Origin of the sequence: Campylobacter sp. IFREMER_LSEM_CL1085 (genome assembly GCF_025772235.1) — a bacterium.
Lineage (GTDB): Bacteria > Campylobacterota > Campylobacteria > Campylobacterales > Campylobacteraceae > Campylobacter_D > Campylobacter_D lari_D.
In genome coordinates this window covers 1-14,648 of sequence record NZ_JAKMRU010000017.1, presented here as the reverse complement: position 1 = coordinate 14,648, position 14,648 = coordinate 1, and the positions used below count along the sequence as shown (strand labels likewise).

At 29.7% G+C, this 14,648-nt stretch carries 16 protein-coding genes and 1 other RNA gene; 15 read left to right on the top strand and 2 right to left on the bottom strand.

Annotated elements, in window-relative coordinates; translation table 11 throughout:
• Positions 1–24 precede the first annotated feature (24 nt).
• The 15 genes from L8W56_RS07145 (at position 25) to L8W56_RS07075 (ending at position 13,709) form a co-directional block, all read left to right on the top strand.
• The gene (locus tag L8W56_RS07145; protein WP_263659849.1) at positions 25–1,650 is read left to right on the top strand and encodes a cation:proton antiporter; all 1,626 of its coding nucleotides are present in this window, start codon (positions 25–27) and stop codon (positions 1,648–1,650) included.
• Complete coding sequence (locus tag L8W56_RS07140) at positions 1,647–1,979, top strand: hypothetical protein (RefSeq protein WP_258107332.1); 333 nt, start codon at positions 1,647–1,649, stop codon at positions 1,977–1,979. Before L8W56_RS07145 ends, L8W56_RS07140 begins: the two co-directional genes overlap by 4 nt.
• The gene (locus L8W56_RS07135) at positions 1,976–2,602 is read left to right on the top strand and encodes an HAD family hydrolase (RefSeq protein WP_263659848.1); all 627 of its coding nucleotides are present in this window, start codon (positions 1,976–1,978) and stop codon (positions 2,600–2,602) included. The genes L8W56_RS07140 and L8W56_RS07135 overlap by 4 nt, the downstream gene beginning before the upstream one ends.
• A 2-nt stretch (positions 2,603–2,604) precedes the next feature.
• On the top strand, positions 2,605–2,868 hold the full coding sequence (locus L8W56_RS07130; protein ID WP_263659847.1) for a DUF2018 family protein: 264 nt from the start codon (positions 2,605–2,607) through the stop codon (positions 2,866–2,868).
• Positions 2,869–2,897: 29 nt separating this feature from the next.
• On the top strand, positions 2,898–3,305 hold the full coding sequence (locus L8W56_RS07125) for an exporting protein (protein WP_133318977.1): 408 nt from the start codon (positions 2,898–2,900) through the stop codon (positions 3,303–3,305).
• A gap of 47 nt (positions 3,306–3,352) precedes the next feature.
• Positions 3,353–4,246, top strand: coding sequence for a polyprenyl synthetase family protein (locus tag L8W56_RS07120; protein WP_263659846.1), 894 nt, complete (start codon positions 3,353–3,355; stop codon positions 4,244–4,246).
• Positions 4,246–5,553 carry a glutamyl-tRNA reductase gene (gene hemA, locus L8W56_RS07115; RefSeq protein WP_263659845.1) on the top strand — a complete coding sequence of 436 codons (1,308 nt, stop codon included), beginning with the start codon at positions 4,246–4,248 and terminating at the stop codon, positions 5,551–5,553. The genes L8W56_RS07120 and hemA overlap by 1 nt, the downstream gene beginning before the upstream one ends.
• Entirely contained in the window at positions 5,540–7,240 is a 1,701-nt protein-coding gene (locus L8W56_RS07110; RefSeq protein WP_263659863.1) for a proline--tRNA ligase, read from the top strand. Before hemA ends, L8W56_RS07110 begins: the two co-directional genes overlap by 14 nt.
• Positions 7,237–7,632 (top strand): FxsA family protein, encoded by a 396-nt coding sequence (locus tag L8W56_RS07105; protein WP_133318888.1) that lies wholly within the window; start codon positions 7,237–7,239, stop codon positions 7,630–7,632. Before L8W56_RS07110 ends, L8W56_RS07105 begins: the two co-directional genes overlap by 4 nt.
• Complete coding sequence (gene hemC / locus L8W56_RS07100) at positions 7,623–8,549, top strand: hydroxymethylbilane synthase (protein WP_263659844.1); 927 nt, start codon at positions 7,623–7,625, stop codon at positions 8,547–8,549. The genes L8W56_RS07105 and hemC overlap by 10 nt, the downstream gene beginning before the upstream one ends.
• Positions 8,550–10,343, top strand: coding sequence for a menaquinone biosynthesis decarboxylase (locus tag L8W56_RS07095; RefSeq protein ID WP_263659843.1), 1,794 nt, complete (start codon positions 8,550–8,552; stop codon positions 10,341–10,343).
• A gap of 119 nt (positions 10,344–10,462) precedes the next feature.
• Positions 10,463–10,804, top strand: coding sequence for a FlaG family protein (locus L8W56_RS07090; protein ID WP_133318891.1), 342 nt, complete (start codon positions 10,463–10,465; stop codon positions 10,802–10,804).
• Between the two features lie 2 nt (positions 10,805–10,806).
• Positions 10,807–13,107: a flagellar filament capping protein FliD gene (gene fliD, locus L8W56_RS07085; RefSeq protein ID WP_263659842.1), complete on the top strand. Its 2,301-nt coding sequence runs from the start codon at positions 10,807–10,809 to the stop codon at positions 13,105–13,107.
• A gap of 18 nt (positions 13,108–13,125) precedes the next feature.
• On the top strand, positions 13,126–13,497 hold the full coding sequence (gene fliS, locus L8W56_RS07080; RefSeq protein WP_133318893.1) for a flagellar export chaperone FliS: 372 nt from the start codon (positions 13,126–13,128) through the stop codon (positions 13,495–13,497).
• Positions 13,494–13,709 (top strand): hypothetical protein, encoded by a 216-nt coding sequence (locus L8W56_RS07075; protein ID WP_263659841.1) that lies wholly within the window; start codon positions 13,494–13,496, stop codon positions 13,707–13,709. Before fliS ends, L8W56_RS07075 begins: the two co-directional genes overlap by 4 nt.
• Here L8W56_RS07075 and rnpB read toward each other — a convergent pair.
• An RNA gene (gene rnpB / locus L8W56_RS07070) (RNase P RNA component class A) lies at positions 13,704–14,025 on the bottom strand. The genes L8W56_RS07075 and rnpB overlap by 6 nt on opposite strands.
• A gap of 26 nt (positions 14,026–14,051) precedes the next feature.
• Positions 14,052–14,591: a hypothetical protein gene (locus L8W56_RS07065; protein ID WP_263659840.1), complete on the bottom strand. Its 540-nt coding sequence runs from the start codon at positions 14,589–14,591 to the stop codon at positions 14,052–14,054.
• Positions 14,592–14,648 lie beyond the last annotated feature (57 nt).

Genomic DNA, 14,648 nt, shown 5'->3' with positions numbered 1-14,648 from the left:
AAAAACATTACAAAAGGTTGGTGAGTGGATGCTTTTATAACTTTATTTTTAACTGCAGTAGCAGTTGCTGTCATACTTAATGTTATACTTAAAAAATTTGGTATTCCAACTATTATAGGTTATATAGCTACAGGTTTATTTGTGCGTGAATTTTATGGTTTTAGCACTAATGAATTTGTTATACATGTAGCTGAATTTGGCATAGTTTTTTTAATGTTTACCATAGGGCTTGAATTTTCATTTAAACATCTTTTGGCAATGAAAAAAGAAGTATTTTTAAATGGAAGTTTGCAAATGCTAACTTGTGGTTTGGTTTGTACTTTACTTGTAACTTATATTTTAGGTATAGCAAGCCATATCGCAATGATAGCAGGTTTTGCTCTAGCCTTATCTTCCACTGCTATAGTTTTAAAAATACTTAATGATAATGGCGATATCAACGAAGAATACGGCAGAAAAGCTTTAGGAATTTTACTTTTTCAAGATATTGCTGTGATACCACTGCTATTAATGATTGATATATTTAGTTCTCAAAATGCTGATATTTCAAAACTTTTACTTACAACTTTAGTCAGTGCTGTAATTTTACTTGTTTTGCTTTATTTTATAGGCAAATACCTTTTTACTTATGTTTTAAAATTCATCATTAAAACTAATGCAAATGAAATTTTCATCGCTACCATACTTTTTACTGTAATAGGAGCAAGTTTTTTGGCTCATTCTTTTGGCTTTTCATACTCACTTGGAGCATTCATAGCTGGAGCTTTGATAGCTGAAACTAAATATAAACATAAAATAGAAGCAGATTTGGTTCCTTTTAGAGATTTGCTTTTAGGATTTTTCTTTATCAGTGTTGGTTTGCAAATTGATTTTCATATAGTTTTTGAAAATTGGTTTTTGATTTTTGTTTTTGTAAGCTTGGTTTTATTGATAAAATTTGTAGTAATCTACGGTCTTTTAATCCTTTATACAAGAAAAAGAGTAGCGTTAAAAACTGCTTTGAGTATTTCTCAAATTGGAGAATTTGCGCTAGCAGTATTTTCGCTAATGCAAGTAAATTCACTTATAGATGAAAAAACAGCACAAATTTTTATTATAGTTTCTATCGTCACTATGGTTGCAACGCCTTTTATTTTAAATAATCTTAGAAAAATAGCCAACGCAGCCGAAGGTGAGCAAAATGATATGGCTAAATTTTATTTATGTGATCAAAAAATGAAAGATCATTTTATCATTTTTGGTTATACAAGATTAGGTCAAGAAGTGGTGCAAAAGATCAAAAAAACAGGTATCCCATATTTGATTTTAGAAAGTGATTTAAATTTAGTTGAACTTGGCCGCAGTAGAAATGAAAATATCTTTTTTGCAAATGTAGCCCAAGTAGAAACATTAAAAGTAGCAAATATAGAAGAATGCTCAGTTGCTATTATAACTATAAGTAATGAAGCTAAGCTTGATATGCTCTATCAAGTGCTTTCTAGCTTTAACAAACCCATACAAACGGTTTTAAAAACAAGTGGTACAGGTGCTAAGATCATTTTCCCACATACTGATAAACATTTACACATTGTAGATGCTGAAGCTTCAATAGCAAGAAATTTAGTACAAGAAGCATTACAATGTAGAATCAATACAAGTGCAGCAGAATGAAAAATGATGAAAAAGCTTTAAGGGTAAAATATGTAAGAGCTTTAGAAAAATTTACTAATTCTGCTGTGAGTGCTTTAAAAAGAGAAGATTTTGATTTAACTCTTTTTAGGGAAAGAATGCAAAAAAATGCTAAAATCTTTGAGAAAATTCAAGCAGTGTTTTTAGATTCTACTTATACTAAGGCTTTGGAGATTTTTGTAAATGAGTGTTTAGATGAAAGTTTAGACCAAAAAACCTTAGCTTCAAAAGCCAATGCCTTATATAAGCTAAAAAATAATCAAAGTTATAAAAAAGACAAACATAAAATTAAATTTAAGGATGAATATTGATAAATGTAATTTTTGATATGGATGGCACGCTTATAGATAGTGCTAATGCTATAGTATGTGCGGTAAATGAAATAAGAGCGGATTTAAATTTAGAACCTTTAAAAAGAGAGTTTATTTTAGATACTATCAATACTCCTGGGCAAAATTATGCTAAGATTTTTTACGGGGTTGATACTTACTCACATACTAGCTTTAAAGAAGGTTATGAGAAGTATTTTATTAAGCATTATGATCAAAGCGTGGTGCTTTTTGATGGTGTGCTTGAGGTTTTGGAATTTTGTAAAAAAAATGATTGCTATTTAGCTATAGCCACAAATGCACCTCAAGAAAGCTTGGTACCTATTTTAAAAAAACAAAACATTCTTTCATATTTTGATAAAATACTAGGTGTTAGTTATGGTATAGAAGCTAAGCCTGATCCTATGATGCTAAGATTAATCGCAGATGAAGCAAAATATGAAAAAAGTATTTTCATAGGCGATAGCTTAAAAGACAGACTTTGTGCTAAAAATGCTAAGATGGATTATATACATATTTCTTGGCAAAAAGAAATTAAAGACTTAGATGAAGCTAACGATAAAACTACTTTAATAGAAAAAATTCAAACTTACATAAAAGGATAAAAATGGATATTTTTGATGAAATGTTTGCAAAAAGCCCTAAAGAAAAATTTATTGAAACAATAAAATATGCAAATTTAGGTGCATTAGAAAATGTTTTAGAAAAATTATTAGCCGATCATATCGCTATGATAGAGCTTTTAGAAAAAAATAATTTAAATGAAAATGATGTAGCACAATTTCAAATCGAAAATTCACTCTTAATAGATGAGAGAAAAAATGATTTTTATATAGGCTTAAGTGCTGAAATTTTAGGGCATGAGGGTTGATTTTGCGTTTATTCTTATCTTTATTTTTGATGTTTAATTTTTTAAAAGCTGAAGTATTTTTTGATTATACTTATAAATTTACCTTAAGTAAAGATGAAAAAGCAAGTGTAAAAATAAAAGAAATTGACTATCCTGATGAGATTTATTATTTTGACTTTTCATGGACTTTATTTGATCAAACTAATATCATCGTTCATTCAAGGTATAAAAAATACCCTAGGCAATTTGTGATGTCTTTAAGAAGAAATTTAAATTGGGTAGATCAAACTTTAGTGCCTGATTATAAAAATCCACACATAGATAGAGCAAGATTAATACTTGAATTTAGTGATTTTAAAAAAGGTGAGGCTATTTTCACTATCTACATAGAAGATAGAGATAAAAGATTAGAAGTGGAATTTTTAGATCCTAGAAAAGTCACTCTTAATCAAAACTAAAGTAAAATTTAATAAAATATAATTATAAGAAAATTAAGGAAAGCATGGTGCAAAAGATAGATCAATATATGCATGAATTTTTATCTGAATTAAATTACAAGCCTATTTTAACAATGAGTTCAAAACTTCAAGGCGGTAAAAAATTACGCTCAAAATTACTTTTAAAAATAGCTAGTGAAAACGATATTAGTTATAAAATTTGTGCCATTATAGAATTAATCCATGCTGCAAGCTTATTGCATGATGATGTGATTGATGAAGCAAAATTAAGAAGAGGTGTAAAATCTATCAATGAACAATTTGGAGCCAAAAATGCTATCATGCTTGGAGATATTTTATACTCAAAAGCCTTCTATGAACTTTCTTTAATAGATTTAAAATTAGCAAAAATCATCTCCAATGCTGTTGTAAAGCTTTCCATTGGTGAATTAATGGATGTAAATTTAAGCGAAACTTTCAATACCGATAAAAACGCTTATTTGCAAATGATATATAACAAAACAGCCGTTTTAATCGAAGCTAGTGCAAGATGTGGGGCTATACTTGCTAATTTAAATGAAGATGATTTTGCAGAATATGGTAAAAACTTGGGCTTGGCTTTTCAAATTGTAGATGATATTTTAGATATCAAAGGCGATGAACAAACCTTAGGCAAACCCGCCATGAATGATTTTAAAGAAGGTAAAACCACCCTTGCTTATATGTATTTATATGGAAAATTAAATCCACAAGATCAAGAAATACTTAAGTCTTATTACAAGAAAGATTTAAACATAGATGAACTTACTTGGATTAAAAATAAAATGCAAGAGCATGAAATTTTTAATCAAATTGGTCAAGAATTAAACACCTATGCAAATAATGCCTTAAAAGCCATAGAAAAATACAATATAAAAGATTTAGAAGATATTATTAAAAGTATGATAGAAAGGGAATTTTAATGCATTATTATTGTATCAGTTTTACGCACAAAAATACAGATATTGCTACTAGAGAAAAACTTTCCTTTTCCAATGAAGATAAAAAAAGAGAATTATTAAGATTAATCCATACTAATAATAAAATTCTAGAAAGTTTAGTGCTTAGCACTTGCAATAGAGTTGAAATTTTTCTTTTTATCGGAGAAATTGAAAGTATCAATGAACATATTTTAAAAACACTTAGTTTACTTTGTGGGGTTGATAAAGAAAATTTAAGCGCAAAAGCTGATTTTTATGAAGATAGTGGGGCTATCCATCATTTATTTTCTGTGGCAAGCTCACTTGATAGTTTAGTTATTGGAGAAACACAAATTGCTGGACAATTAAAAGATGCTTATAAATTTGCTCTACAAGAACAAAGATGTGGTGTGCATTTAACTAGAGCAGTCCATTATGCTTTTAAATGTGCAGCAAATATTAGAAATCAAACTGAAATTTCCAAAAATCCTATTTCAGTTGCTTCAGTAGCGGTAGCAAAAGCTAAAGAGCTTATAAATTTAGAAAATAAAACTGCAGTTGTAGTAGGTGCAGGGGAAATGAGCGAGTTAGCCTGTAAGCATTTATTAAATGCTAAGGCCAAAGTATTGATATTAAATAGAGATATACAAAATGCCCAAAAGCTTTGTGAGGATTTGGGTGAAAATGCAAGTTGTGAAAGTATCGCAAATTTAAAAGAAGCATTAAATAAATATGAGATATTTTTTAGCGCCACAAATGCTCCACATGCTATCATAACTAATGACATATTAGAAGAAAAAGATTATAAAAGATATTTTTTTGATATAGCAGTGCCTAGGGATATTGATGTAAAAGCAAATGAAAAAAATATAGTTTATGCTGTTGATGATTTAGAAGAAGTTGTAAGAAAAAATTTAACACTAAGAGAACATCAAGCCCAGATTGCTTATTCTATAGTAGGTGCTATAACAAATGAGTTTTTCCAACATCTAAGCAAACTAGCAACCTTACCTTTGGTTAAGCAATTACGCTTGCAAGCTGATGAAATCGCTAAAGAACAATTACAAAAGGCCATAGATAAAGGATATTTAAAACACTCAAATCATGAAGAAGCAAGAAAGCTTATAAGACAGGTGATGAATGCATTTTTACATCATCCTAGTGTAAATTTAAAAAAACTAAGTGGAACTATGCAAAATGACTCTGTTGTAAATGCCATGCGTTATGTGTTTGATTTAAAAAATGAAAGCATGGAAGGTTTAAACTTCTATAAATGTGAATTTAATTTGGAGAATAATCATGAAATTTAGTAAATTTTATGCCATAAGCACAAAAGAAAATCCAAAAGATGCTACCCTGCCAAGTCATATATTTTTAGTTAAGGGTGCTTTTGTAGAACAAATTGGAAGTGGTTTGTATAATTTTTTACCTTTAGGAAAAAGAGTTTTAGATAAGATTAAAAATATCATCAAAGAAGAAATGGATAAAGCGGGAGCTTTGGAAGTAAATTTAAGCTTTAATACCCCAGCTGAACTTTGGAAAGAAAGTGGGAGATTTAATGTTTTTGGTAAAGAGCTTTTACGCTTTAAAGATAGAAAAGAAAATGATTTTGTCTTAGGACCAACTCATGAAGAAGCCATAGTAGCTTTGGTTAGAAATAAAGTAAATTCTTACAAGCAACTTCCTTTGCATTTATATCAAATAGGACTTAAATTTAGAGATGAAGCTAGACCTAGATTTGGGCTTTTAAGATGTAGAGAATTTTTAATGAAAGATGGCTATAGTTTTCATAGCAATGAAGCTGATTTAGATAAAGAATTTAATCTTATGCATGAAACTTATAGTAAAATTCTTACAAGATTAGGGCTTGATTTTAGAGCTGTTGAAGCTGATAGCGGGGCTATTGGCGGAAGTGGTTCAAAAGAATTTATGGTTTTGGCTAAAAATGGCGAAGATGATATATTATTATGTGAGCATTGTGATTATGCTGCAAATATCGAAGCAGCAAAAAGAGCTAAAAAAAGTTGCGAAGATGAAAGACCAGAAGCTGACTTTGCTACACAATTTCACACTCCAAATGTAAAAACTATAGAAGAATTAGCAGAATTTTTTAAAATTAATCCTTACTATACTGTTAAAGCTATTGCTAAAAAAGCTATTTATGAAAATGAAGAAAAAATTGTAGTATTTTTTATACGCGGCGATGATGAACTGCAAGAAGTTAAAGCACTAAATGCAGCAAATGCATTAGAATTGGCCGATGTAAGTGAAGAAGAATTAGAAAAAGCAGGTTTAGTACCAGGATTTATTGGTTTTGTAGGATTAAATGGAGTTGATTTTTATATTGATCATGAGCTTGAAAATGAAACAAATATGATTATTGGAGCAAATAAAAAAGATTATCATTTGGTTGGAATCAATGTTGTAAATTTAAACAAAGAACGCTTTAAAGATCTTGCCGCAGTTAAAGAGCATGATCTTTGTCCAAAATGTCAGCACAAGCTTAAGCAAAGCAAAGGTATTGAAGTAGGACATATTTTTAAACTTGGAAATAAATACTCAAAAGCAATGAATGCAAGCTATTTAGATGAAAATGGTAAAGCTCAATTTTTCACTATGGGTTGTTATGGTATGGGGGTGAGCCGTTTAGTAGCTGTTGCCATAGAAGCAAGCCATGATGAAAAAGGTTGTATTTGGAATAAAACTCTAGCTCCTTTTGTTTTAGATATTATCGTTTCTAATATAAAAGATACAAAAGCTATGGAATTTGCCGAGCAAATTTATACTCATTTTAAAGATAAAGAAATTTTGTTTGATGATAGAAATGAGCGTTTTGGTGTAAAGATTAATGATTTTGAATTAATGGGCTTTCCTTATGCTTTAGTTATAGGTAAGGGTTTAGAAAGCGATGAAGTAGAGTTAATCCATAGAAATACTCTAGAAAAACAAGTTTTAAAAACCCAAGAAGTAATTTCACACTTAGAGAAAATTTTATGATAGCAAAAACAAATTTAAGTGCTTTTTTGATTTTAGAATTGATTGCTAGTATTTTATTTATAGTCTTTTTTGGTTTTTTAAATTTTTTTATGATAGTTTTTGCAAGTATGTTTTTAGGAGCAATGTTTTTAGCAAAGACTTGGACAAATCTCATAACTATGCAAAATGCCAATACTAATTTATTTGGTATGATTAAATTATTTTCCTTAACTATAGTTGGAATTTTACTTTTAATACCAGGAATTTTAAGCACATTTTTGGGAATTTTACTCTTATTTTTTATGATGATATTAAAATTATTTACAAAACAAAAAAGAAAATATCATCAAACAAACAACGAAGAAGAAATCATAGATGTAGAAATCATACAGGAGCATAAAAAATGCAATTAATCATCGCAACAAGAAAAAGCCAACTTGCATTATGGCAAAGTGAGTATATAAAAAATAAATTATTACAAACACATTCTGATTTAGAAATTTCTTTAGAGGGTTTTAAAACTAAAGGTGATGTTTTACTTGATTCTCCTTTAGCTAAAATAGGTGGAAAAGGACTTTTTACAAAAGAACTTGAAGAAAGTATGTTAAGAGGTGATTCACACTTAGCTGTGCATAGCTTAAAAGATGTGCCAAGCTTCTTTCCTGATGGCTTAGTTTTAGCTGCTATTTCAAAAAGAGAAGTGGTAAATGATGCTTTTTTAAGTGAATATTATGAAAACTTAAATGCTCTTCCAAAAGGTGCAAAAGTAGGCACTACAAGTCTTAGAAGAAGAATGCAGCTTTTAGCGTTAAGACCTGATTTAAATATCATTTCTCTAAGAGGTAATATCAACTCACGCTTAGAAAAACTTAAAGCTAAGGAATTTGATGCTATTATTTTAGCTCTAGCTGGCATTAAACGCTTGGGTTTAGATAAAGAAATAAAGTACATTAGGGCTTTTGAGCTTGATGAGATGATACCTGCAGCTTCTCAAGGAGCTTTAGGTATAGAAAGCATTGATGATAAACAAATTTTAAAATACCTTGAATGCTTAAACGATAAAAATGCCTTTGTAGAAACTTATATAGAAAGAGATTTTATAAAAACCCTAGAAGGTGGTTGTCAAGTACCTATAGGAATTAATGCAAAAATCATTGATGAAAAAATAGAAATTCGCGCCATAGTGGGCTTACCCGATGCAAGTAAAATTTTAAAAGAAAAAAGAGTGATTGATAAGCAAAATTACTCAAATGCAGGCGAGCTTTTAGCCAAAGAAATGATAGCAAAAGGTGCAAAAGAAATTTTAAAAGAAGCAGAGAGTATGATATAAATGCAAAAATTCGTAGAGCTTTTAGAAAAAAATAATTTATTAAAAACCATCCATGAGCCAGTAGATGTAGAACTTGAAATGGCACATTTAGCTTATATAGAAGTTAAAAAAGAAGACTCTAAAGCCTTGCTTTTTACTAATGCAGTAAAAAATGGTAAAAAATACGATTATCCTGTATTATTAAATACTTTTTGCAGTAAAAAAGCTTTAAATTTAGCATTTGGAAAAGATTATGAAGATGTAGCTAAAGAAATTAGCTCTTTACTTAAAATGCACATACCGCAAAGCTTTGGTGCGAAATTAAATTTTTTCAAAACCTTGCTTGATTTAAAAAATATCCCACCAAAACGCATCAAAAAAGATGGAGAATTTAACTACAAAAGCTTAAATTCTTTATATGAAATACCTATTTTAAAAACTTGGGAAAAAGACGCTGCACCTTTTATCACTATGGGGCAAGTTTATACTCAAAGCATAAATGGAAAACAAAATAATCTTGGAATGTATCGCTTGCAAGTAGTTGATGAAAAAACCTTGCTTATGCATTGGCAAATTCACAAAGACGCGAGCCATTTTTTTCATGAGTATAAAAAAGCAAATCAAAAAATGCCAGTAAGTATAGCCATAGGTGGAGATCCTTTATATATTTGGTGTGCTCAAGCGCCTTTACCAAAAGGTATTTTTGAACTTTTACTTTATGGTTTTATTAAGAAAAAACCTGCTATTTTGGCAAAATGCAAAAGCAATCACCTCTATGTGCCTTATGATAGTGATTTTGTGATTGAAGGTTTTGTAAATCCAAATGAATTTGCACCCGAGGGACCTTTTGGAGATCATACAGGCTTTTATACTCCTGTTGAACTTTGTCCTGTCTTAAAAGTAGAAAAAATCTTTGCTAAAAAAAATGCGATTTATCAAGCTACGGTTGTAGGAAAACCGCCTTTAGAAGATAAATACATGGGGCTTGGCACAGAAAGAGTTTTTCTACCTTTACTTCAAACTAACGCACCTGATTTGATAGATTATAACATGCCTGAAAATGGAGTTTTTCATAATTTAATCTTAGCCAAAATAGAAGCAAAATATCCAGCTCATGCAAAACAAGTAATGCATACTTTTTGGGGAGTAGGGCAAATGAGTTTTGCAAAACATGCTATTTTTGTCGATGAAAATGCACCTTGCTTGCAAGATTATGACAAGCTCATACCTTATATACTTAATCGCTTTGATGAAGAAAAATTACTTATTAGTGAAGGAATTTGCGATCAACTCGATCATGCTTCAAGCACTTATTGTTACGGTGGTAAAGCAGGACTTGATGCGTGTGGTGATGAGAAAAAAGTTGAACTTGAAATTCTAAGTGATGAAGCTTTGTTTTCACTTTTTAAAGAAAAAGATCAAAATATTTTAAAATTAAAACAATTTTACACCCAAACCTTTGCTCCAATTTGTGTGATCTTAATTGATAAAAAAGAAAAAATTGCTCAAATTTTTGAAAAACTACAAATTTATAAAAAACATTTTAGAATTTTAGTTTTTTTAGATTCAGATGCTATTTTGGAAAATCCTTATATGTTAATTTGGCGTGTGGTAAATAATATCGATGCAAAAAGAGATATATTTATCAAAAAAGATTGTGTTGCAATTGATGCGACAAATAAAGGATCATTAGAAGATTATCATAAAGAGTGGCCTTTAATGACAAATTGCTCCAAAGAAGTTATAGACAGACTTATTGCAAAAAAATTACTTGTAAATGATGAAAAATTCTTCAAAAAGTTTGAAATTTTTTAATTTTAAACTTTTTGAGAACACTTTTTGCTTATTAAATATATATATTTTTAATTTAAATATTAAGTTTTTTAAAATTGTGTCGATAGTGTGTTTTAGAGTCTTTTAAAAAGGAGTTTAAAATGGACATTAGCAATATTCAAAGGGATACAAATATAACTCATTTTAACACAAAAAGTGTTGAAAAGCCATCTCAAGAGAATAAGCAACAAGTTGATTTAAATGATCAAGATGAGAATTTAAATGAAAAATTAAAAAACGCAACAGAAAAACTTAATAGACAAATGGAGACATTGGAAACAAATGTGCGTTTTGCGTATAATGATAAAATAAACGAAATGTATGTAAATGTCACCGAAAAAGACACAGGTAGATTAATACGCAAAATTCCTAGTGAAGAAGTTATGAAATTAATAGAACATTTTAAAGGTGTTATTGGCACCATTTTTGATAAGGAGAGTTAATCATGGCAGTAGGTAGTTTAGGAAGTTTAGGTATAGGTTCGGGAGTTTTAACAAGCGATACACTTAATAAGCTTAAAGAAGCAGAAATGAATGCTCACTTAAAGCTTTATAACACACAACTTGAAACTAACACTTCAAGACAAAAAGACTTAGCAGAGCTTGAAGCTAAACTACTTGCTTTTCAAACTGCTGTAAATAGTCTTGGCGATACTTCTCAATTTAACAAAAAGAAAGTTTCTCCTAGTGTAAGTGGCGATAGCGCTGCTGCTAGCTTGGTTGTAGGCTCTTTATCTAATCTTTCAAATATGAAAGTCATAGTCGATCAACTTGCTCAAAAAGATGTTTATCAAAGCAATGGTTTTAAAGACAAAACCTCTACCGTCATGGGCAGTTTAGGTATAGAAGGTGATGAAAATGGCAAAGCTTCTTTTACTATTACCCAAGATGGAAAAGACTATAAAATAGAAATTGATAAAAGTACAACCGTAGCTCAACTTGCTGAAAAAATCAATTCCGCCACAGGTGGTAAAATAGAAGCTAAGCTAGTAAATACCGGAGATAGAGACAATCCTTATCGTTTAGTAGTGCAAAGCACTGAAACAGGAACTAAAAACAATATCTCTTTTTCAGGCGATGATAAACTTTTAGAAGCTATGGGCTGGAAACTTGATAAAGATAGCATTAGTGCAGGTGGTTTGTATGGTTTTAGACCTCAAAATGCTGGAAATGAAAAAGATAAAATAACCGGAAAAGTTGTTGGAAGCACTTCTGATAAATTACTTGAATCAGGTCAAAACACTTCTTTTACTTTTGTTATAAAAAATGGTGAAAGATATGATAGATTTACTATAGATATAAATGATCAAACAACCTATGAAAGTTTAGCAGAGGATTTAAAAAAACAAACTAATGGAAAAGTAGAATTAAGCTTTAGCGAAGATAAAAAGTCTTTTACTTTTAGAGCTACTAATGGTGGTGAATTAAGTCTTTTTGATGGTGGTTATGCAACTGATGCTGATGGCAATATAGATCAAGCAAATTATACTAGAGATCCAAATGCCAAAAATTTACTAAGTAAAAAATTTGGAATTGATTTAGATTATAGCACACCACAAGGCTACAATGTTTCCAAAGACAATGAAAACCATATCCAAAAAGGTATGGATGCTATCTTTAGTGTAGATGGCGTTAAGATGATTAGATCAACTAATACCATCACAGATATAGGACCTGATATTACCCTAGAGCTTAAACAAAAGGGTGAAATTAGTTTCAATGTTACTCAAGATACTGAAGCCATAGCACAATCTTTAGAAAGCTTAGCTACTGCTTATAATGATTTGATGATCAATCTTAATGCAGCGACAAAATACGATCCTGATGCAGGGACAAAAGGAAATTTCGTAGGTGTAAGCTCGATTTATAATATAAAATCACAAATTAACAATATTTTGCTTCAAACTATCACAGTAGATGGAACAATCACAGTTGGAGATAGTGATACTTCAGATGGTGTTAAAGTTTCTTCAAAAGTAAGTTTATCTTTAGCTGATTATGGTTTGACTTTAAATGATGGGGTTTTAACCTTTGACTCTGGAAAATTTAATGCTAAGTTTAATGAAGATCCTGAAATGGCTGAGAAATTTTTCGTAGGACACAATGGCTTTGAAGACATTGATCTAACAGGAGATAGAGTAAGTAAGCTTGATAGTGGCGATATAGAATTCAAAGAAGGTAATTTTACCATTACTTATAATGATGAAACTATAGATTTAAGTAAAACTGCCAATGGAGATCCTTTTAAACTAACAGGAAAAGATGATATAGAAAAAGCTAAAAATTTAGTTGATCATATAAATAGTTTTGGCTTAGAAGGTTTAGAAGCTAGTTTTGAAATCATTAATCAAGGTAACAATAATCAGCAAATCCAATTTAGAATCAAAGGAACATCAGGAAGTAATCTAGAAATTCAAGGCGATAAAGACTTTTTGAAAAAATTTGGCTTAAGTCCAAAAACTATATATTCAGTTTACAAAGAAGAAACTGGAACCTTTGGGGTATTAAAAAACACTATGGGTGAGATGATGAGCTCTGATGGTTCTTTTGGGGGTTATAAAGACTCTTTAACCAAAGAATCAAAAAATCTAAACGAAACTATAGAAAATACTAAAAAATCCATAGAAAGCAGATATGACACAATGTGGTCAAGATGGGCTGCATATGATGGTATAATTGCAAAATTAAATAACCAAGCAAGTGTTATTACAAATATGATTAATGCAGCAAATAATCAAAATTCTTAAAAAATAGAGAGGATTTAAATGCTAAATAGTGCAGTATATAATGCGTATTCACAAAATCAAACTGGTGTAGAATCCCAAGAAAAACTTATAGAGATGTTATATAGCGGGATTTTACGCTTTGCAAGTAGGATAAAAATAGCTATTCAAAATGGAAATATAGAAGAAAGAGTGTATTATGTAAAAAGAGCTAGTGCTATTTTTATAGAATTGTTAAATTGCCTTGATTATGAAAAAGGTGGGGAAATAGCACACTACTTAAGTGGCCTATACACTAGAGAATTACAACTTCTTTCTTTGGCAAATATAGAAAATAGTGAAGCAAGAGTAGATGAAGTTATCAATGTAGTCAAAGGCTTGTTAGAGGCTTGGAGAGAAGTTCATCAAAAATGAGTGAAAAAAAATGGATAGATGAGTTTAAACTAGCTGTATATACTGAAGATGTGGAAAAAATAGTTAAACTCATAGAAAAACCTGACTTTAAAGATTGTCCCAATGAGGCTTTGGCTCTTACTAATGAGGCAATAGCTTTTATGAAAAAAAAGCAAGATGAAGTAGCAAAAAATTTACAAAAACTCAAAAAAGCATCTGCTTATATAAAATAAAACATGGCGATAAGCCGAGTTCTGTCAAGAGCGATCATTTATCTAGACTTGTTTTTGCAAACAAGTTCAAGCGAAGGGTTATATTATAAGACTAAAACCACCCCTTCTTGCTGCGGATTGGGTTTACATAGCTAGCTTTGTTACCAAAGCTACTGGTAGGCTCTTACTCTACCGTTTCACCTTTTCCATATAATATGGTAGTTTTCTTTCTGTTGCACTTTCCCTTAGGTTACCCTAGCCATCCATTAGATGGAATCCTTGTCTTATTGCAGCTCGGACTTTCCTCTTCAAAAGAAGCGATCGCTTGCCATGTTTAGATAAATTTTATCAAAAAAATCATTTTTATACTAGAGTAAAAATAAGATTTAATGTAATTTTTAATTCATTTTCATATTTTACAAGCTCTAAATTTTTGACTTTTATATAAGGATCTAGTTCTTGCAAAAATTGCATTAAGAAATAAAAATCACCATTAAAACTCAATCTTAAATCATAATAAGTAAAATACTGATCTTGACTTTCATGACTTTGGATTTGTAAAAACCTTACTTTAGTGAGATTTTTTTCTATATTTTTTAAAACACTTTGATAATCTTTATTTTCTTCTAAGGATATTTCATTATCAAAAGATTGCAATTTTTCATCTTTAAAATCAGAAATCAATTCTTGTTTTTGCTTATATTTTGCTTGTAAAATAAATAACTCATCTTTTGATAATTTCATTTGTTTTTCAAAATACTCAAAAATACTCATATAGATTATAAAAAAACCAAATACAAAAGCCATTATCAAAGTCAATATAAATTCGCGTTTAGATAATCTCGTAAAGATATTTTCTAAATTTTCATAAAGATTTTTCAAAAACAAGAGTAATTTTTTCATCGTTAATCTCTTTATTTTTTAACACAAAATGATATTTTTTAAAATCATCATAAAAAT